Consider the following 18,591-nt stretch of genomic DNA (forward strand, 5'->3'; position numbering starts at 1 on the left):
GTATTGCACTAAAGAACCGAGGATGCATCGCAACTTCATGGTGTGTCACTTCTTTCACGTATTTGCTTTTACAGGTCAATATCATGCTTCGCTACTTTATCGGCTTCGTGTTTTCGCTATTGGTTGTTACCGCCCATGCACAGCAAGCGCCGCGTTCAGCCGATTCTGCTCCGAACGTCGGCTTCAGTATTCTTAAAACCGGAAGCCTGTCGGTTCGCGAAGGCCTGATATTTTCCGGCGGCCGTTTTGGCGAAAAGGTCGACAGCATCTTTTCGGCGATCCTGGTCAAGCACGGCCAGGAGTTCTTCCTGTTCGATGCAGGTCTGGGAAGCAAGGTGGCGCAGCAATATGAGCAGGACATGCCTCTGTTCATGCGACCGTTCTTTCGCTATGAGGAGCCGGTATCGCCTGCACGGGCACAGCTCGATCAGGCGGGTATCGGCCCGATCCAACGTATCATTCTCAGCCATAGCCACTGGGATCATGCCAGCGGGCTCAGCGACTTTCCCGATGCACAGGTATTGGTCGCGCCTGAAGAACTGGAACATATCCGGCAGCCGTCGTCCGCGGTGGCCGGAGCATGGCCGTCACAGGTGGGCGACAAGTCCATCAGGTGGAAGACTCTTGATTTCAAGCCGGCGGCATATGAAGGATTCGAGCGCAGTATCGACCTGTATGGCGACGGCAAGATCGTGCTCGTGCCCATGTATGGACATACACCCGGCTCGATAGGCATGTTCGTGACCGTGGACTCCGGCAAGCAGTATTTTTTCGTTGGCGATGTGGTATGGAGTGCCAGCGCGGTGCAAAAGGCAAACCCGAAATTCTGGGCGGCGCGTTTTCAAGTCGATAAAGACGCTGACAAGACCCAGCAGACGATTGAGCAGATACGCGCAGTCGTCAGCCGCAGGCCGGAAGTGATCGTGGTGCCTGCACATGACGGTAAAGTGCAAAACGCGCTCGGCTATTTTCCGTCCTGGATCAAGTGATCTTCATTGTTCCGGGTGCGAGCTGGAACTATCGCTCTCCAACATGAATTGATTACTCGGTCCACGCGAATCCATCGCGAGCGAGCAGGGCCGCTGCCGCACTCGGGCCGCATGTGCCTGCCGCATAGGCGTGCGGGCGCTCGCCCAGCACCGACCATCCGTCGATAATGGGCTCGACCCAGTCCCATGCGGCTTCAAGCTCGTCGCGGCGCATGAAGTGGGTCAAACGTCCACGGACCACATCAATCAAAAGTCGTTCATAGGCTTCGGCGCGGCGTTGCGGGAAAGCCGACTGCAGATCGAGGTTGAGTTCGACCGGATGCATCTGCATCCCGCTGCCCGGTTGCTTGGACATGATCTGGAAACGGATCGCTTCCTCGGGTTGCAATTCAATGACGAGTCGATTTGCAATGCCGCCATGCGAGTCCGGAAAAATCGAAAACGGCGGGTTGGTGAATTCGATCACGATACGGGACGAATGCTTGTGCATGCGCTTTCCGGTACGCAGATAGAACGGGACGTTCGCCCATCGCCAGGTATCGACATGGGCGCGCAAGGCAACAAAGGTTTCCGTTGAACTGGCTTCCGGCACGTCGGCTTCGTCCAGGTATCCGATGACTTCTTCCGCGCCGATCGCGCCCCTGCCGTAGCGGCCGCGCACCGTGTCGCGCGCGATGTCGGCCATCGACATCTTGCGCAAGGACCGCAAGACCTTGAGCTTTTCATCGCGTACCGCATCCGGCGACAACGATACCGGCGGTTCCATCGCGATAATGCATAGCAGCTGGAGCAAGTGATTCTGCACCATGTCGCGCATGGCGCCGGTGCTGTCATAGAAGCCGGCGCGGCTTCCCACCCCTACCGTCTCCGCCACCGTGATCTGCACGCTGGAGATGGTCGGCGCGCGCCAGAGCGGTTCGAAAATCGAATTGCCGAACCTTAATACCATGAGGTTCTGGACAGTTTCCTTGCCGAGATAATGATCGATCCGGTAGATCTGCTCTTCCTTGAAATGCCGGCCTACTGCATCGTTGATCGCAGCCGCCGAGGCCGAATCGCGGCCCAAGGGCTTTTCAAGAACAACGCGGCTGTTCGCGTCGACCAGGCCGCTCGCCGCCAGCTTGTCGCATATAGTGGTGAATAGCGTCGGTGCGGTCGCAAGATAAAATACGCGCTCAGCACCGGCGTCGGACACGCGTGCCAGACTGGTAAAGTCCGGATCGTTAATGACATCGACACAAAGATAATCCAGCAAGCCCAAAAATCCGGCCCATGCGCTCTCATCGAAATTCATCTTGCCGATAAAGGGGCGCGACATGTTTTCCACAAACTCAATATAGTCGTTACGGCTATAAGCCTGGCGGCCAAGTGCCACGATGCTTGTCTTTTGCGGCAAGTTCCCGTGAAGGTGGGCCATGTACAGTGCCGGCAACAATTTGCGCGCGGCCAGATCGCCGGTGCCGCCAAAAATCATCATGTCGAGCGGCAGTGCCGACGTATGCGGGGAATGGGTAGACATAGGAAATTGAAGGCTCGTCAAAGTGGGACAGCGCTTAAAGCAATGTAGTAATTTTACACGTTGCCCATCATGTTCTCTATGCCATGCGGCTGAAACTAGGGAATTTTATGTAGTATTTTTACGTAATGGCATGCTCCATTGCGAAATTCAGGCCTCCTTGCGCAATCGGCCCTACTCAAAATGCATAGCGGGATAAGTGTTGAGCTGCCAGCTCACACCAAGGATAGTGAAGCGAGACGCCAAGGCCTTGTGTTCCTGCTGCCTCCTAGGCAGCGTCATTTTGATACGCGCTTTTGGCATCTGCCGGAGATTAACCGTGTTAAAACTATGCAGCGTCGTCCATCAACTGACGTAAGGAAACCATCAGATCCGAGAAGCGCTCGCCTTGGATCATGATGTGATGGCGGAGTAGATCGGCTGTGCGTTCACCATCTCCAGCGATGATGGCGTTGACGATCTCTTCATGCTCCGCGAAAGAGTTCGCAACTCGGTCCCGTACGCGAAGTTGCAGTCGCCGATACGGCCTTAAGCGACGATGCAGATTACGCGTTTGCTCGACCAGGAAAGTATTATGGCTGCCGGCATAGATTGCTTGATGAAATGCTTCATTTTTATAAAAGTAATCATCGGGGTTGCCGCTTTCCCGGGCCTTTTGACAGGCAGCATGTAAGTTCAGCAACTCGTCATGATCGGCCTTCGACATCCTGCGCGCCGCCAGTCGGCCGCACATCGCTTCCAGTTCCGCCATGAGTTCGAACATTTCCACCAGCCGTTGCGGCGGAATGTCGGCCACGATGGCGCCTCTACGTGGACGAATAACGACCAGCCCCATCGAAGCCAGCTGAATCAGCGCTTCCCGAATTGGGGTGCGCGATACATTGAATTCATTTGCCAGGACAGTCTCGTCGAGGTGAGCGCCTGGACGCAGCTTGCCAACAGCAATCATTTCTTCGATTGCTTCGCGGAGCGTATGTGAGCGGCTGTTCATCTAGGTGTGCAACTGGATATGCAGTGAGAGAAATCGTAGGTTAATAAAATCGCTTGACATTGCATTTATCATACATCATCTTGTATACACAAAACAGATAAATGTATTCAAAAAAAGAAATCCTGTACAAATAGCCTGCAAATAAGCCGCAATTAACCTGAACGCTTACCTTGGATGGAGACAAATATGTTTAAAAAAGTCGCATTGTTAATTGCTGCCATGGGTCTCAGCGCCGCATCTTTGGCGCAGTCCTGGCCGGAGCGTCCTGTGACCATCGTTGTGCCGTTTCCAGCCGGAGGGGGCACAGACACCTTTGCAAGGCCGCTTGCAGCCCAATTAAGCAAGCAGCTTGGAAAGCAAATCCTCATCGACAACAGGGGCGGCGCAGGTGGCACCTTAGGCGCCGGAATCGCCGCCAAGGCTAGTCCGGACGGATACACATTTTTTATAGGCGGGGCACACCATGCTATTGCCCCCTGGATCTATCCCAAATTGGATTACCACATCCAGAAAGACTTTATCCCCATTACTGTGATTGCGACGCCACCCCAGGTGATCGTAGTCAACACCCAGCGCGTTCCGGTTTCGGACCTCAAGTCTTTTGTCGAATACGCGAAGAAGAATCCTGGCAAGGTCAACTTTGCTTCGGCGGGCAATGGTACGTCGCATCATCTGGCGGGAGAATTGTTCAAGATTCAAACCAAAACAGACTTGATCCACATTCCATACCGAGGTGCGGGGCCGGCGCTTCAAGACCTGGTGGGCGGGCAGGTGGACATGATGTTTGACGGTTTGGGATCATCGGCGTCTCACATTAAGGGTGGGCGCATTAAAGCACTGGCGGTCGCATCGACAAAGCGAGCCCCTGGATTTCCGGATGTGCCGACCACCGCCGAGGCCGGGGTTCCCGGATATGAAGTGTCCACCTGGTACGCACTATGGGCGGTAAAAGGTACGCCGCCGCAGATCGTTGAACGCATGGCGGCGGAAACGCAGAAAGCGCTGGCATCCCCTGAAATCAAGGCGCGCTGGCATGAGGCCGGTTCGGAGGTGCCGCAAATGTCGCAGCAAGAATTTGCAACCATGCTGGAGTCTGAAATCGCCCGCTGGGGCAACGTGGTAAAGCAGGCCAACGTCAAGCTTGAATGAAGCTCGGCTTGAATTCATTGTGAATACAGCATAGGTACTGCAACTACGGAGAATAATCGAATGGCTGCGCCCGCCCGGATTTGGAATCAGCAGCAGCTTAGTCGCGAAGCGCGCTTGGTGCGCGCTGCCAAGGTGCTCGGTAAGGACTTGTCAGGAAAAGCCGTTCCGGCCGACCGCATCGCCGACTTGCTGCATACGGTTATAGAAACGGGCGACCGAGTCTGCCTGGAAGGTAACAACCAAAAGCAGGCCGACTTTCTTGCCAAAGCGTTGGCCGCACTTGATCCGGCTCGCGTGAACCGACTGCACATGCTGCAGTCGGTGGTAGCGCTTCCCGAGCATCTCGATGTATTTGACAAGGGCATTGCTTCGCGCCTGGATTTTTCATTTTCCGGGCCGCAGGCCGGGCGCATGGCGAAGCTGGTGGCGTCGGGACAGATTCAAATTGGTGCGATTCATACCTACCTTGAATTGTTCGGGCGCTACTTTATCGATCTTACTCCGCGCGTCTCTCTGATCACGGCCGAGGCGGCTGACAGGCAAGGTAATTTGTATACCGGCCCAAATACGGAAGACACGCCTGCCATCGTGGAAGCGACGGCATTCAAGAGCGGCATCGTGATTGCACAGGTCAACCAAATCCTTGACGCACTGCCGCGCGTTGATATTCCGGCTGATTGGGTTGACTTCACGGTGCAGGCGCCAACCCCGAATTACATCGAGCCGCTATTCACCAGGGATCCGGCGCAGATATCCGAAATTCAGGTGCTGATGGCGATGATGGCGATTAAGGGCATCTATGCCGAATATGAAGTCGATCGGCTCAACCATGGCATCGGCTTCGATACGGCGGCAATCGAGTTGATTCTTCCTACCTATGCAGAGTCATTGGGCTTGTGCGGAAAAATTGCGCGTCACTGGGCGCTCAATCCGCACCCGGCGCTGATACCGGCGATTGAAGCCGGATTCGTCGAGTCAGTACATTCTTTCGGCTCCGAGCTGGGCATGGAAAACTATATTCGTTCCAGACCGGACGTTTTCTTTGTCGGCCCGGATGGCTCGATGCGAAGCAACCGCGCCTTCTGCCAGGCGGCCGGTCATTACGCTTGCGACATGTTTATCGGTTCAACGCTGCAAATCGATTTGCAAGGCAATTCCTCGACTGCCACTGCGGGGCGTATTTCCGGCTTTGGCGGCGCACCCAACATGGGGTCCGACGCGCGCGGGCGCCGTCATGCCAGCAACGCGTGGTTAAAAGCCGGGCGCCAGGCTCGGGACGGCAAAAACCTTATACCGCGCGGGCAAAAGTTGGTCGTGCAAATGGTGGAAACCTTTCGCGAGCACATGCAGCCTGCTTTCGTCGAAAAACTGGACGCCTGGCGCCTGGCTGAACAGGCTGGCATGGCGATCCCGCCGGTCATGATTTACGGAGACGATGTGACACACATCCTGACCGAAGAAGGGATTGCCAATCTGCTGTTATGCCGTACCGATGAAGAGCGTGAACAGGCGATACGCGGTGTCGCCGGATACACGCCGATCGGGTTGGGCAGGGATAAGCGCATGGTGGAAAACCTGCGCGACCGGGGCATCGTCCAGCGTGCCGAGGACCTTGGTATTGACAAGCGGATGGCGACACGTGATCTGCTCGCCGCAAAATCAATGAAAGACCTGGTACGCGCTTCCGGCGGCTTATACGACCCGCCTCGACGTTTCAGGAACTGGTGACTCTCATGGAAACCTTGAATTTTTTCTTTGATAACAAGCATCGCCCATTGCGGCATGCGGCGCATCCTCGGCTGGTTGGTGTGGTCAGTTCGGGAAATCTTGAAGTCCTGATCGAACCGGCCCCACTGAACGGCGGATGCGAAATCGAAATTCGAACCGCTGCACTGGGGTTCGGGGCCATCTGGCAAGCTGTGCTGGAAGATTTTAATGAACGCTGGCAGTTGGCCGATATGCGCATAGCCGTCAACGACATGGGCGCAACCCCCGCCGTTGTCAGCCTGCGCCTCGACCAGGCGGTAGAAGCGGCGATCAATCCTGCCTCAGGAGCGCGATCATGAGCAGTTTCCTTGAAGCTTCTGCGCGGGAGCGCATGCAAAACCTGTTGGACCCCGATTCTTTCACGGAATTTTTACCACCCGAACGGCGCGTCATGAGTCCGCATCTGGCCCAGCTTGATGTCCCGGTGTCATTTGATGACGGCGTTGTCATCGGAACCGGAAAGCTGGACGGCAAACCGGTCTTTGCGGCGGCGCAGGAAGGCGGCTTTATGGGCGGCGCGGTTGGTGAAGTTCATGGCGCCAAGCTGGTCGGTCTGTTGAAGCGGGCGATGGTTGAGCGACCTGCAGCGGTATTGCTTTTGCTTGAAACCGGAGGAGTTCGCCTGCATGAAGCGAATGCTGGATTGATCGCAGTATCCGAAGTCATGCGTGCCGTCCTTGACGTTCGTGCGGCGGGCATCCCGGTGATCACGCTCATCGGCGGGGCCAATGGATGTTTCGGCGGGATGGGCATCGTTGCCCGTTGCACCAATATGGTCATCATGTCGGAGGAGGGGCGTCTGGCGATGTCGGGCCCGGAGGTCATCGAGACCGCGCATGGCGTGGAAGAATTCGATTCGCGCGATCGTGCCCTTGTTTGGCGCACCACGGGAGGTAAGCATCGCTATCTGCTCGGTGATTGCGATGCCGTGGTGCCGGACGAGACCACAGCATTCCGCGCAGCGGCGCTGTCCGGGATAGCACGTCTGCAAACCGAACGCGTGGATTTGACACTCGAATCGCTTGAAGCAGAGCAGAAGCAGTTAAAGAGGCGGATCGACGACTTCGGTGATGAAACCGAACCGGCCAGGATTTGGGAGCGACTCGGCATTGCCGACGCGACGGCATTGCCCATGCTGGATGCAGATGCATTCACCGCGGTTGCGGCACCGCGTCGTCTGGGGGTAGCACAATGAACTGGAAAACGATCGCATCCGAGCTATTTCCCCAAGGGCATGACATTGCCGAGAAGGGCTTTGTGTTATCCGGGACAGCCAAAGTCGATGGCAGCGACGTTGCGGTGATCGGGACTACCGCTCATGTCCCTATCGGAGTGGAGATCGCCCTGGCGCAGGCGGAACTGGTGTTGCGAACCGTACGAGACCATCCACGCTGGCCGATTGTGATTTTGATAGACACCCAAGGCCAGCTTTTGCGGCATCGCGACGAAATGCTGGGTATCAACAGTTACATGGCTCATCTGGGAAAATGTATTGATCTTGCGCGTCGACGTGGCCATCCGATTATCGGCCTGGTCTACGATCAGGCCTTGTCCGGGGGATTTATCACCAGCGGCCTGATGGCAGACGCTTGTTATGCACTACCCGATGCAAGCATTCGCGTAATGGGTTTGCCGGCCATGGCTCGCATAACGAAAGTGCCGGAAGAGAAACTGACCGAACTCGCGAAACACAATCCCGTATTTGCGCCCGGCCCCGAGAATTACCTGCGTATGGGAGGGATTCACGATATCTGGAAAGAAAATTTGGCCCAGAGGCTGGCCGCCGCATTAAAGGAAGCCGACAATACCGACCGTCGCAGCGAACTTGGACTCGAGCGCGGCGGCCGGAAACAAGCTCAGCTTGTGATTCAGACGGTGCTCGCGGACGGCCATGCTGGCGCGGCATGATCTGGTGTGGTTGACGGCCGAAGGATGGGATGTGGTTCGTCGATCGGTGCAGCCGGACCATGCCTTCGTTATTGAGCGGTGGACCATGGCTGACTGGCCTGCGGTAGTGCGCCGACAGGACGCGGACGCAGAGCCCGATCAGATCTGTCTAGGGATTACACCGCCCCGGGATACGCTGTGTGCACGCGGTGGTCGTATCCGCCTGGCATTTCGCTGTAACCACAATGCGATTAAAAATGTGTCACGGCCATTGGCGGTGGAGGCAGTAAGCCCTGCAGTTCCTGAGCAGTGGCAATTGGCTTATCAACAATTTCGTGCAGCGGTCGAAGGTAAGGCGCTGGACGTTCGCGTGTATGGTTCACTGTCGCTGCAGGCTCTGACCGGCGAGTCGTATCTTACTGAACGGTCCGATATCGACCTGGCATTTTTTCCGAAAAACGCCAAGGAGCTTGCGATCGGAAACGATCTCTTCGCCGCGAATGGAAAATGCCTGCCATTGGATGGCGAAGTCATCTTCCCTTCCGGCCGCGCGGTCGCATGGAAAGAGTGGTGCGCATCTTCAGCGGCAACGGGCAATGAGAGGGTATTGGTCAAGGAAAAAGAAAAAGTAGCATTGCTCCGGGTCGATCAATTATTGAGAGAACTTACAGAGCCGATATGATGACATTGAGAATGCACGTCAATGCGGAATCGCGCGCGCCAGATACGCTGTCCGGATATACGTCGGCCGTATCTTCGAATCGGGGTATCTGCCGACAAGACCGGACCTTTTGCCACGACATAGCCCGTCTCGCCGTTCACTGCTTGTACACGGAACTTGCCCTGTATCCCAAGCCTGGATTGGTATCGCTGATCGACAATGGCAGTCATGAGGATATGAGCGCCAGCACGTTTCTACGCAGCTTGTTCGCGCTTCGACACTACTTTGTACGGATCACGCTCGCCGGCATCTCCGGCGCTTCATTCGAAACGCTCAAACAGCTTGGCATCGATGCCGAACGACGAATGCTGGCTGCGACTGCAGGGGTGAATACGCATCGCGGCGCAATCTTCTGTCTTGGCATGCTATGTGCCGCCGCCGGCCACTGCAAAGCCGAGGGCAATGATCTATCGGCGGCAGATATCCGGCAAACCTTGCTCAGCCAGTGGGGTTCGGCATTGGCTGCGCATACCCACTGCACGGCCCCAACGTCGCATGGCCAGCGTATGTCTGCGGTGCATACGGTAGGCGGTGCACGCGAGGAAATGGCACAGGGTTTGCCATCCTTATTTGACGTCGCGTTACCTGCGCTGCGGCGTACGCTGGCAGATGGCCGCAGCCCGCATGCCGCGCGCATAGATGCTCTGTTCTCGCTCATGGCGCATATGAGTGACACCAATGTCTATCACCGTGGAGGTTTGACGGGGGCCGAACTTGTCCGCTCCCATGCACGAGCCTTTCTAAAGCAGGGCGGCACCGCACATCCCGAGTGGAGGTCGACCGCTGTAGCGCTCCATGAATTGTTCAGCCAAAAAAAGCTCTCGCCAGGCGGTGCGGCTGATCTGCTTGCTGCAACCTGCTTTGTGCATCACTTGTACCAGGACTTTATTTAACCCATTGCAAGGGCGGAGCAGTACTACGGTAAGGAAAAGACTGAAATGACCAGCCGTTTTGCGGTGCTATGTCCTGGACAAGGAGGGCAGCATTCTCGAATGCTCCAGTTCATCAGGGATCACAACATGGAAAGCATGTTTGACCAATGGGATCTCGATGGGCATCTCGGTATGAAGATAGACAATGCCTTGAACGACGATAGCTTGCTATTTTCCAATCGTATCGCGCAGCCGATTATCGTTGCAGCCCAGCTGGCGACCTGGTCAATGCTACAAGACATACTGCCGAGGCCGGACCTGGTTGCTGGATATAGCATCGGTGAACTGTCAGCCTATGGGGTCGCAGGCATATTTTCCAAGGGAGACACGATTGCGCTTGCCGCAGAAAGGGCAAGGCTGATGGATAGCTGCCTGCTTGAATCCGGGCCGCAAGCTATGCTGGCCATTTCAGGCATTCAGGTTAACCGAGTGATAGAGTTCATTGGCGATCGGCGCTTGTATATTGCCATCGAATCCAGTGAAGACAGTATGGTGGTCGGCGGTCTTCGCGATGATATTCCGGAATTGATTGAATGGGCTCAGCGCTCCGGTGCACGCGTGTCTGAATTGCCTGTCGCAGTCGCTTCCCATACCCCATTGATGCGTCACGCAACAGATGAGTTTGGGGCAGCGATCAAGCAGTACCGGTTAAATACTCCGCAAGCGCCGCTCGTTTCAGGTATTTGGGCGAGAGTGGTGCAAGACAAGGAAGAATTGCAGGGCAGTCTTGCCAGACAAGTATCCGAGACCATCCGATGGAAGGAATGTATGGACGCGTGCGCCGAAGCAGGTATGACGGTCGCATTGGAACTGGGTCCGGGCACGGCGCTTTCACGCATGATGCACGCGCGCCATCCTCATATCGAATGCCGGTCCGTGAGTGAGTTTCGTACGCTCGATGGGGTGGGGGCATGGATCGCCCGCCACTTCTGATAACCGGCCCGCCGAGGGCGATTACATTTCTAAGCACCGGTATAGGTATAGTCGATATCGGGAGGCATCGGCCCCTTGATGCGTCCTCCCTGCTGTTTCTGTTCCCATGCATGGGCAAGAATACCGACCGATCTCGACAAGATAAACAGCCCGCGCGCCATCGCGGGTTCGAATCCCAGTTCGCCATACACAACCGCTGTCGCGCCATCGATATTCATCGGCAGCTTGCTGGAGGCGCGTTGTGCCAGCGCCGCTTCGACCGCGCGCCCTATATCCGCATACCGGCCGCGGACCACGCCTTGCTTTGCTGCCGCGTCTACCAGCGCGAGCAAGCGTATCGCACGCGGATCGACCGGATGAAACCGATGTCCATATCCGGGAATGATTTTTCCATGTTCGGCGACGTATTCATCGAGCACGGCGGTGACGGTATCGTCCATCGATAGACCAGCCGGGTGGCGGGCGATGCGATTGAACAATTCCAGGCATTGCTCACCGGCCCCGCCATGCACGTCGTCGAGAACATTGATTGCCGATGCCATGGCGCCATTGAGCGGCAGGCCGCAGGTTACCGCCATGCGCGATATCGCGATCGACGGCGCCTGCGGGCCATGATCGACCGCGGACACCAGCGCCGCTTCCAGCAACGCGGCCTGTTCCGGAGTGGGCTGGTCGTCCCGCGTCATCAGCCATACCATATGCGCATAGCTGACGTTCCCGATCAGGTCCTGGATCGGCGTTCCCTTGATACGAATGATGCCGGGACGGATGTCAATGATTTTTGTCGTCCACCACTCGCGCGCTTTTTTCAGCAGCCCCGTTGTCTTGTCCAAACTCATATTGCTCCTGCTTTCTGCAATGCTTCAATGTCAGTCAAGCTATAGCCAAGTTCCAGCATGATGGCGTTGGTATGCTCGGCCAATTGCGGCGGGCCGCTGCGCACTTCGGTGGGCTGGCCGTCCACCTTGAAGCCGCTTCTGGTCACGGTGATTTCCTTGCGGTCGTCGCCGTCGAAAGGCAGTGTCATCAGCAAATCGCGATGGGTAATCTGCTCTTGGCTCAAAGCTTCTTCGACGCTGAGTACGCGTCCGGCCGGTACGCCGACGGCGTTCAGAGCTGCCTCCCAGTATGCCGCGTCATTGGTCCGCAGAGCGGCTTCGATTGCCGCGGTCAGTGCGGCGCGGTTGAGCTTTCTCGCCTCGCGTTCCGCAAAGCGGGCATCCGAAATGAGATCGATGCGGCCTATTACGCGGCAGAGCGATTCGAATTGTTCCTGTTTGTTTGCGGCGATGTTGAGCGGTCCGTCCGCAGCATTGAATGTTCCGGACGGACTGGCCGTAAAGTTGTTATTGCCCATAGGGACTGGGCTTTTTCCTGCAATCAGTTGATTCGAGACGATCCATCCCATGGTGACGATTGCCGAGTCGAGCATCGAAACATCGAGAAAACTTCCCGCCCCCGTTCGTTCGCGCTTTACCAGCGCAGAAGCGATGGCGAAGGCGGCAGTGATGCCGCCGATCGTGTCGCACACCGGGTAACCGACGCGCAACGGTGCCGAGTTGGCGTCGCCGGTAATGCTCATGAGGCCCGAGCGGCCCTGGATGATCTGGTCATAGGCTGGCGCGTCGGCCAGCGGCCCGGTTTGCCCGAATCCCGAAACCGCGCAATAGATCAGATCCGGGTTCACTTTCTTCAGGGCGTCATATCCGACGCCAAGGCGCTCCATGACGCCGGGACGATAATTTTCCAGAACCACGTCAGCGTTTTCCACAAGACGCATGAAAATATCTTTGCCTGCCGGCGATTTCAGATTGATCGAAATGGAACGCTTGCCCGCATTCTGGGCGAGGAACGACGTGCCCATATTGCGCTTGTTGAGCACCGCATCGGCGCCGAGCTGACGCGCAAGATCGCCGGTACCGGGCGTTTCGACCTTGATCACATCGGCGCCAAGCAATGCCAGTTGATATCCGGCGAAGGGGCCGGCAAGGACGTTGGTCAGGTCCAGTACCTTGATTCCGTCAAGCAGGGTAGTCATGTATGTCCTCCAGCGACATCGAAAAGCATTTGAGCGATCGGTACCCGGCAGTCTGCCGCTGCGGCAGGACTGCGTCACGTCAGTCATCCGCTCATGCGTAAAATAAAATTTGCCTGCCCTGCCCGTAATGCCGCGTGTTTCCGACGAGTGTAGTGCCGATCGGTGCGAGGAGCCGAATGGCAGGCGGGCTCAAGTATAAGCGAGCAAGCGCCCGCACGAGATTATGGCAATCCACAATACGAGGGACAGCCCGGCATGGCACTTGGCAGCCGCCGGCGCGCTTACACCTGTATTCCAGCCGACGACACCTCGGTACACGCCTGCGTGGAACGACAGGGCGTTGACGCCGGCACAGACGATGAGCGTAAGCTTGAGCAGAAAAATTTTATTGGAAATGAAATCGTTAGGATGCGCACTGAACATCATGACGCCGGCAGGAATGATCAGCAGCAGACTGAGCAATGACCAGCGCAAGAGATGACGTCCCATCGCAGTGACCGGCACCTCCTTCGACAGTCCGAGCACGCGCAGGTCGAACATGATCACGGAACCGACCAGAATGGCGAATCCGACGATGTGGAAGATCTCGACGATCGGATACATCCACAGGCTGCCCCGCATTGTTACCCCAAGACTGCTCGCCTCCAGCCAGCCGAGCGGCCCTGCTGCAGCCTGCATCACCGCAGTTCCGTGGTCTTGTCGCCGACAATAATGCGTTCGGCCCGCATTTCTTCGGGTTTGCCGCGGTTCGGGTAGCCGACCACGGTAACGCTGTTCCCCGGCTTGATCATGTCCTGGCTAAGTCCCCGGTTTTCCATCCGGGTCGGCGGCGCCAGGACCACGAGCCAGGACTTTTCCGGGGTCTTCAATCGGACGAATCCGTGCGGGTGGGAATAACCGGACTCTTCAATCTTTCCCGTCAATCGCAGGGTATTGGACGAGTCATATTCACTCCAGCCGTGGTGCGCGAATGCGCTCGTACCTGCGAGCATCAACAAGGCGACGACATATTTCATGTGTAAACTCCTTTATGCTTAAGGGCAACAATGCATCCTGTGCGGAACTATGCATGCCAACTGCACCCGGTCGGAATCAGATGCGGAAAATGCCATGTTTATCTTACAGATATTGTCTATCGGCTGCAGCCCGGATTCATGCGGCCATGTCGCAGGGAAGTGCGTCGTCAAGATGCAGACAAGAGGTGCCGCATGATGAAACGCATCTAGCGCCTGCGTTCAAGCGTCGCCCATTTTTCATGAGGTATGCGGGCAACCACGGTCCATGTCGTTTCGCCAGGTTTGATGACAGCGGCTTCGCCTTCGGCCAGATGAGGCGGTCCGGCTATTGACCGGAATGGCGTGCCGTGTCCGACGATCCAGCGGTTGGTGCCGGCCACAACCGGCATCGAAATGAGGCGTTTCAATCCGGCATAGTCGCCGCCTTCGCTTTCACGGATTTCCGTTCTGGGTTCGGCGCGCTTGAAGGCAAGCTGTGCCGTTTCCATCGTTCGGCAATAGGGGCTCGCGAGCACGTCACCGATGGGCAGCCGCAAGGAGCGTATATGTTCACCGATCGTTCGTGCATCCGCTCGGCCCTCTTCCGACAGCATGCGCTGGTTCGCGCAGTCATCATAGCCTTGCATTCCCGCATCGGATTTTGAAAAGTCGGTTGCGGTATGGCGAAAGTAAATCACATAGCCACCACGCCGCAATGCTTCCGCTATTTGTCCAGTGGGAATAGTGCCGGCCGATTGCGGGGCGGAAGAGCTTTGGCTTGCGATGGCTGGCTGGGTTTGCGTGGTGCTTGCTGTCGCTGCATTGCACGACATATACACAGCGACGACCAGAGAAAAGCTGACGACAGATGGCTTATGCATGAGGCCTCCGCAACAGTAGTGCTACCAATAAGGTACTACGCCAGACCGGAGCGTGTTCTCTATTCTAGCGATTCTCCCTGCTAGTGTTTTGTCCGATGACACTGGTGTTGTGGTCGATGTTTCCTTGCAGTTCCATGTCCCTTCAGCGCGCTGGGCTTTTCAAGCATCTGCTTATAATGCGCTGGCCATACCGGAAAGCTCGAGGCTTTCTTTTAGGATAGAGATGAAGCGCTCGGCCGCAGGAGACGGTGTGCGCTCGGCCAGACGAACCAGCGCAAACTGACCGATGATCTTGAACGCATCCGTTACCGTCAGGGGCACGAGCAGTTGCTGCACCAGCTTGTCCTTCAGCGCGCTTGGATAGGTAATAAGGATGGCATCGGATTTTGTCGCCACCGCGTTGAGCAAGGGTATGCCGTCTCCTTCAAGCGCAAGCCGTGGCAATTGTCCGGGCGGCAGGCCGCAGGCGTCGTACCATTCCTTGTCGAGCTGCGGCGGCACGCGCGTGGTGACCAATGGATACTGGAGAAGGTCGGCCGGGCGGGGCCGCGCGAGATTCAGTAGCGGATGACCCGGACGCACGAAATAGCAGGCTTCTTCTTGATGGAGGATTTCGATCAGCAAGGCATCGTCTTGCGGCAAACCGCGCACATTGGAAATGAAAAAATCCATCTCTTCGCGATAGAGCGCCGCCAGCAGCTGCTCACTGTCGCCCGACTGAACCCGGCTGGAGACATTCGGATGTTCTCTCAGCAGTGTGGCGAGCGCATCCGGCAAGATCGCGGTAGCGGGGAAAGATCCCGTACCGATCACAAGGTGTCCGTGATCATGGCGTTTCAAGAGCGAGACATCGCGCACCAGTGTGCGCATTTCCCTCAACACGGCACGGGCCTGTTCGACGACGACGCGTCCCACGCTGGTCAGCGTGGCGCCTTTGGCATGGCGATCGAAAAGAACCACTTCCAATTCCTGCTCCAGAGTCTGGATGCTTCGGCTCAGCGCCGGTTGCGTCAGACTGCAGCGTTCCGCGGCTTTGGCAAAGTTGCCTTCTTCCGCCACGGCGATCAGGTGTTCCAGTCGTCGAGAATCCATTCAATGCGTTCCGCGTATGAGTTGTCAAAGTTTTTTGCATTGGATCGTGCTGGATCGAAAGTCTATACTCATTTCGCTTTTTATAACTTTTTACCGGAAAAGGGGAGACAACACGATGCATAGATCACGGGCGTCAGGCGCCGACAGAAAAATAGCACGGACGTGCGGTTGGAAGCCACTGTCTTTACTTGTACTGGCTGCCTTGAGCGCCTGCGGCGGCGACAATGGCATCGGCACCGCCGAAACCAGCACCCAACCGGTTTACAAGGCAGAGATCCGCCGTACCAGCCTCGGTGTGCCGCATATCAAGGCCGATGATCTTAAAGGCGCCGGTTATGGCTTCGCTTACGCGCAGGCCGAAGACAATCTGTGCACGATGGCCGATTCTTTCCTGACCTATCGGGGCGAGCGCTCCAAATATTTTGGCGCGGACGCGTTGCTGGTGGCGCGCTCCACCATCGGCCAACCGAGGAACATCGATTCCGACTTTTTCCATCGCCATCTGCTGTCAGCCGACGCGCTGAGCAAACTGATCGCCGCGCAGCCGGCGGACATTCGCGACATGGTGGCTGGGTTCACAGCCGGTTATAACCGTTACCTGCGCGACCTGAAAGCGAACGCAGGAAATGCCCATGTCGCCTGCCGTTCCGAGCCGTGGGTGACCGAGATCACGCCGGATGACATCTACCGCCGCATGTACGCCGCAAACTTTGGCGCCGGCTACAGCAACTTCCTGGCGAATATCGCGAATGCGACACCGCCCGTGGCTCCTGCAGCGACCGCAACCACGGCCTCCGTACGGCGCTCGAAACCGTCAGCGACGCAACTGGCGGCGCTTCGCATCCAACTGCCGGAGTTGCAGATTGGCGGCAAGGAAGGCATCGGCAGCAACGCGATTGGTTATGGTACGGCCGCTACCGGCAGCAACAGCCCTCTATTGTTCGGCAATCCGCATTGGTACTGGCGCGGACCGGATCGGTTTTATCAAGCGCAGCTGACAGTACCGGGCCAACTGAATGTTAGCGGAGCGACTTTTCTGGGTATTCCGGTGGTGCTGATCGGCCATAACGACAATGTCGCATGGAGCCATACGGTATCGACTGCGCGCCGTTTCGGTTTCTTCCAATTGACCTTGGCCAGCGGGGATCCCACGACTTACCTGCGTGACGGCAAGCCTGTGAAGATGACGGCGGTGCCGATCACCGTGGATGTGAAGCAGGCGTCGGGGCAGGTGACGCCAGTGTCGCGCACGCTTTACCGTACCGAGTTCGGGCCCATGGTGAATCTGGCATTGCTGAATCCAGCGCTGGGCTGGACCGCCACCACCGCCTACGCGATGCGCGACCTCAACGAAGAAAACTACCGCCTGTTCCGCAATTGGCTGCGCTGGAACAAGGCCAAGTCGCTGGATGAATTCATTGCCATCCAGCGCGAGGAAACGGCGATCCCCTGGGTTAACACCATCGCCGTAGGACGCGGCAATAGCAAAGCCTGGTATGCGGATATCGGCCCGGTGCCGAACGTCTCGGCAGCACAGGTGGCCAGCTGCACCACCCCGGCCGGCCAGGCGCTGGCGGCGGCGCTGCCACGCGTGCCATTCTTCGACGGCTCCAGAAGCGCATGCGATTGGCAGAACGACGCGGATTCAGTGCAGAAGGGCGCGATCGGGCCGTCGCGGCTGCCGGGCCTGTTACGCGATGACTATGTCGCCAACATGAACGACAGCTACTGGTCGAGCAATCCCAAGGCACCGATGAATGGCTATCCTTCCATCCTTGGCGCGGCGGGAGCGGAAGCCCCGTTGTCGATGCGTACACGCCTCGGGCATCTAATCGCACAAGGCCGTCTGGACGGCACCGATGGGTATTCCGGCAACAAGGCGACGGTCGATACGGTAAAGCAGATGGTGCTCGACAGCCGCGTGCTGACCGCCGAACTGTTCAAGACCAGGGCCTTGCCGGTGTTGTGTGCCGGGCCGAGCATTACCGTCAGCAGCGATCCGCTGACCAGGGAAGTGTTTTCGCCGGCGCGTACGGTCGATGTAACGCAAGCGTGCAGCGTGCTGCAGGCCTGGGAAAACAAAGGCAATGTGGCGTCGCGCGGTGCGCACGTATGGGATGAATTCTGGACGCGCGCTTCCTTGCTGCCATCGGCACAGCTGTATAACGTGCCGTACAACGCTGCGGATTCCATCAACACGCCGCGCGACCTGAAGACCGATGCACCGGCCGCCTTGCAGCAAGCCTTTGGAGCTGCGGTACTGCGGGTGCAGCAAAGCGGCTTTGCGGAGAATGCGCCGCGTGGCGACACTCTGTTCGCCACGCGCAGCGGCGTAAAGATTCCGCTCTTCGGCGGTTGCGGCACGTCGGGTTATTTCACGATCGCGTGTTCGGAAAATCGCCTGGACAAGGGGGGCTATACGATGGATCTCAATCCGAATGGCAACAGCTATATGCAGATCGTCAGCTTCCCCGACAGTGGTGTGGAGGCGCATACCTTCCTGACGTTCTCGCTGTCTGATGATCCGGCGTCACCGTACCATGCCGATTACACGCGGGAATACAGCGCCAAGCGCTGGGTGCGCATGCCGTTCAGCGAAGTGGAAATCAGCGCGAACCCGGACTTGAAGACCCGGGCGATCAGTCAATAGGTTGTATTGGCAAACTCCCCATGGCGCCTGTTCGGATCGGCGTCATGGGG

Annotated in this window: 18 protein-coding genes; 10 read left to right on the forward strand and 8 right to left on the reverse strand. The window is 57.3% G+C overall.

Annotated features, from left to right (window positions below):
- Positions 1-83: 83 nt before the first annotated feature.
- Positions 84-989 (forward strand): MBL fold metallo-hydrolase, encoded by a 906-nt coding sequence (locus tag D3871_RS27460; RefSeq protein WP_158598092.1) that lies wholly within the window; start codon positions 84-86, stop codon positions 987-989.
- 52 nt (positions 990-1,041) lie between these two features.
- On the opposite strand, the gene zwf is transcribed toward D3871_RS27460, so the two are convergent.
- Positions 1,042-2,508 carry a glucose-6-phosphate dehydrogenase gene (gene zwf, locus D3871_RS27465; protein ID WP_119772244.1) on the reverse strand — a complete coding sequence of 489 codons (1,467 nt, stop codon included), beginning with the start codon at positions 2,506-2,508 and terminating at the stop codon, positions 1,042-1,044.
- A gap of 325 nt (positions 2,509-2,833) precedes the next feature.
- Positions 2,834-3,496: a GntR family transcriptional regulator gene (locus D3871_RS27470; protein WP_119772245.1), complete on the reverse strand. Its 663-nt coding sequence runs from the start codon at positions 3,494-3,496 to the stop codon at positions 2,834-2,836.
- Between the two features lie 186 nt (positions 3,497-3,682).
- Here D3871_RS27470 and D3871_RS27475 point away from each other — a divergent pair, with 186 nt between their 5' ends.
- From D3871_RS27475 to D3871_RS27510, 8 genes are read left to right on the forward strand one after another with little or no spacing between them, the layout of a single operon-like run.
- Positions 3,683-4,645 (forward strand): Bug family tripartite tricarboxylate transporter substrate binding protein, encoded by a 963-nt coding sequence (locus D3871_RS27475; RefSeq protein ID WP_119772246.1) that lies wholly within the window; start codon positions 3,683-3,685, stop codon positions 4,643-4,645.
- A gap of 60 nt (positions 4,646-4,705) precedes the next feature.
- A complete protein-coding gene (gene mdcA, locus D3871_RS27480) occupies positions 4,706-6,373 on the forward strand; it encodes a malonate decarboxylase subunit alpha (RefSeq protein WP_119772247.1) in 1,668 nt (555 codons plus the stop codon).
- Positions 6,374-6,378: 5 nt separating this feature from the next.
- Positions 6,379-6,711 (forward strand): malonate decarboxylase acyl carrier protein, encoded by a 333-nt coding sequence (gene mdcC / locus D3871_RS27485; protein WP_119772248.1) that lies wholly within the window; start codon positions 6,379-6,381, stop codon positions 6,709-6,711.
- Entirely contained in the window at positions 6,708-7,607 is a 900-nt protein-coding gene (locus tag D3871_RS27490) for a biotin-independent malonate decarboxylase subunit beta (RefSeq protein ID WP_119772249.1), read from the forward strand. Before mdcC ends, D3871_RS27490 begins: the two co-directional genes overlap by 4 nt.
- Positions 7,604-8,320 carry a biotin-independent malonate decarboxylase subunit gamma gene (gene mdcE, locus D3871_RS27495; RefSeq protein ID WP_119772250.1) on the forward strand — a complete coding sequence of 239 codons (717 nt, stop codon included), beginning with the start codon at positions 7,604-7,606 and terminating at the stop codon, positions 8,318-8,320. Before D3871_RS27490 ends, mdcE begins: the two co-directional genes overlap by 4 nt.
- A complete protein-coding gene (gene mdcG, locus D3871_RS27500) occupies positions 8,304-8,981 on the forward strand; it encodes a malonate decarboxylase holo-[acyl-carrier-protein] synthase (protein WP_119772251.1) in 678 nt (225 codons plus the stop codon). Before mdcE ends, mdcG begins: the two co-directional genes overlap by 17 nt.
- The gene (mdcB, locus tag D3871_RS27505) at positions 8,978-9,913 is read left to right on the forward strand and encodes a triphosphoribosyl-dephospho-CoA synthase MdcB (protein ID WP_233575836.1); all 936 of its coding nucleotides are present in this window, start codon (positions 8,978-8,980) and stop codon (positions 9,911-9,913) included. The genes mdcG and mdcB overlap by 4 nt, the downstream gene beginning before the upstream one ends.
- A 45-nt stretch (positions 9,914-9,958) precedes the next feature.
- Positions 9,959-10,885 carry an ACP S-malonyltransferase gene (locus tag D3871_RS27510; RefSeq protein WP_119772253.1) on the forward strand — a complete coding sequence of 309 codons (927 nt, stop codon included), beginning with the start codon at positions 9,959-9,961 and terminating at the stop codon, positions 10,883-10,885.
- Between the two features lie 29 nt (positions 10,886-10,914).
- Here D3871_RS27510 and D3871_RS27515 read toward each other — a convergent pair whose 3' ends face one another.
- The 6 genes from D3871_RS27515 to D3871_RS27540 form a co-directional block, all read right to left on the reverse strand.
- Complete coding sequence (locus D3871_RS27515) at positions 10,915-11,724, reverse strand: citryl-CoA lyase (RefSeq protein ID WP_119772254.1); 810 nt, start codon at positions 11,722-11,724, stop codon at positions 10,915-10,917.
- Positions 11,721-12,923: a CaiB/BaiF CoA transferase family protein gene (locus tag D3871_RS27520; protein WP_119772255.1), complete on the reverse strand. Its 1,203-nt coding sequence runs from the start codon at positions 12,921-12,923 to the stop codon at positions 11,721-11,723. The genes D3871_RS27515 and D3871_RS27520 overlap by 4 nt, the downstream gene beginning before the upstream one ends.
- Before the next feature lie 189 nt (positions 12,924-13,112).
- On the reverse strand, positions 13,113-13,601 hold the full coding sequence (locus D3871_RS27525) for a DUF6644 family protein (protein ID WP_119772256.1): 489 nt from the start codon (positions 13,599-13,601) through the stop codon (positions 13,113-13,115).
- The gene (locus D3871_RS27530; protein ID WP_119772257.1) at positions 13,601-13,939 is read right to left on the reverse strand and encodes a DUF6152 family protein; all 339 of its coding nucleotides are present in this window, start codon (positions 13,937-13,939) and stop codon (positions 13,601-13,603) included. The genes D3871_RS27525 and D3871_RS27530 overlap by 1 nt, the downstream gene beginning before the upstream one ends.
- Positions 13,940-14,145: 206 nt before the next feature.
- Positions 14,146-14,799, reverse strand: coding sequence for a histidine phosphatase family protein (locus D3871_RS27535; RefSeq protein ID WP_119772258.1), 654 nt, complete (start codon positions 14,797-14,799; stop codon positions 14,146-14,148).
- Positions 14,800-14,970: 171 nt separating this feature from the next.
- Positions 14,971-15,891, reverse strand: a complete 921-nt coding sequence (locus D3871_RS27540) for a LysR family transcriptional regulator (RefSeq protein WP_119772259.1) — start codon at positions 15,889-15,891, stop codon at positions 14,971-14,973.
- Between the two features lie 115 nt (positions 15,892-16,006).
- Here D3871_RS27540 and D3871_RS27545 point away from each other — a divergent pair, with 115 nt between their 5' ends.
- Positions 16,007-18,541, forward strand: coding sequence for a penicillin acylase family protein (locus D3871_RS27545; RefSeq protein WP_119772260.1), 2,535 nt, complete (start codon positions 16,007-16,009; stop codon positions 18,539-18,541).
- The last annotated feature ends 50 nt before the right edge of the window (positions 18,542-18,591 follow it).

The sequence above is a fragment of the Noviherbaspirillum saxi genome, assembly GCF_003591035.1.
Classification (GTDB): domain Bacteria; phylum Pseudomonadota; class Gammaproteobacteria; order Burkholderiales; family Burkholderiaceae_D; genus Noviherbaspirillum; species Noviherbaspirillum saxi.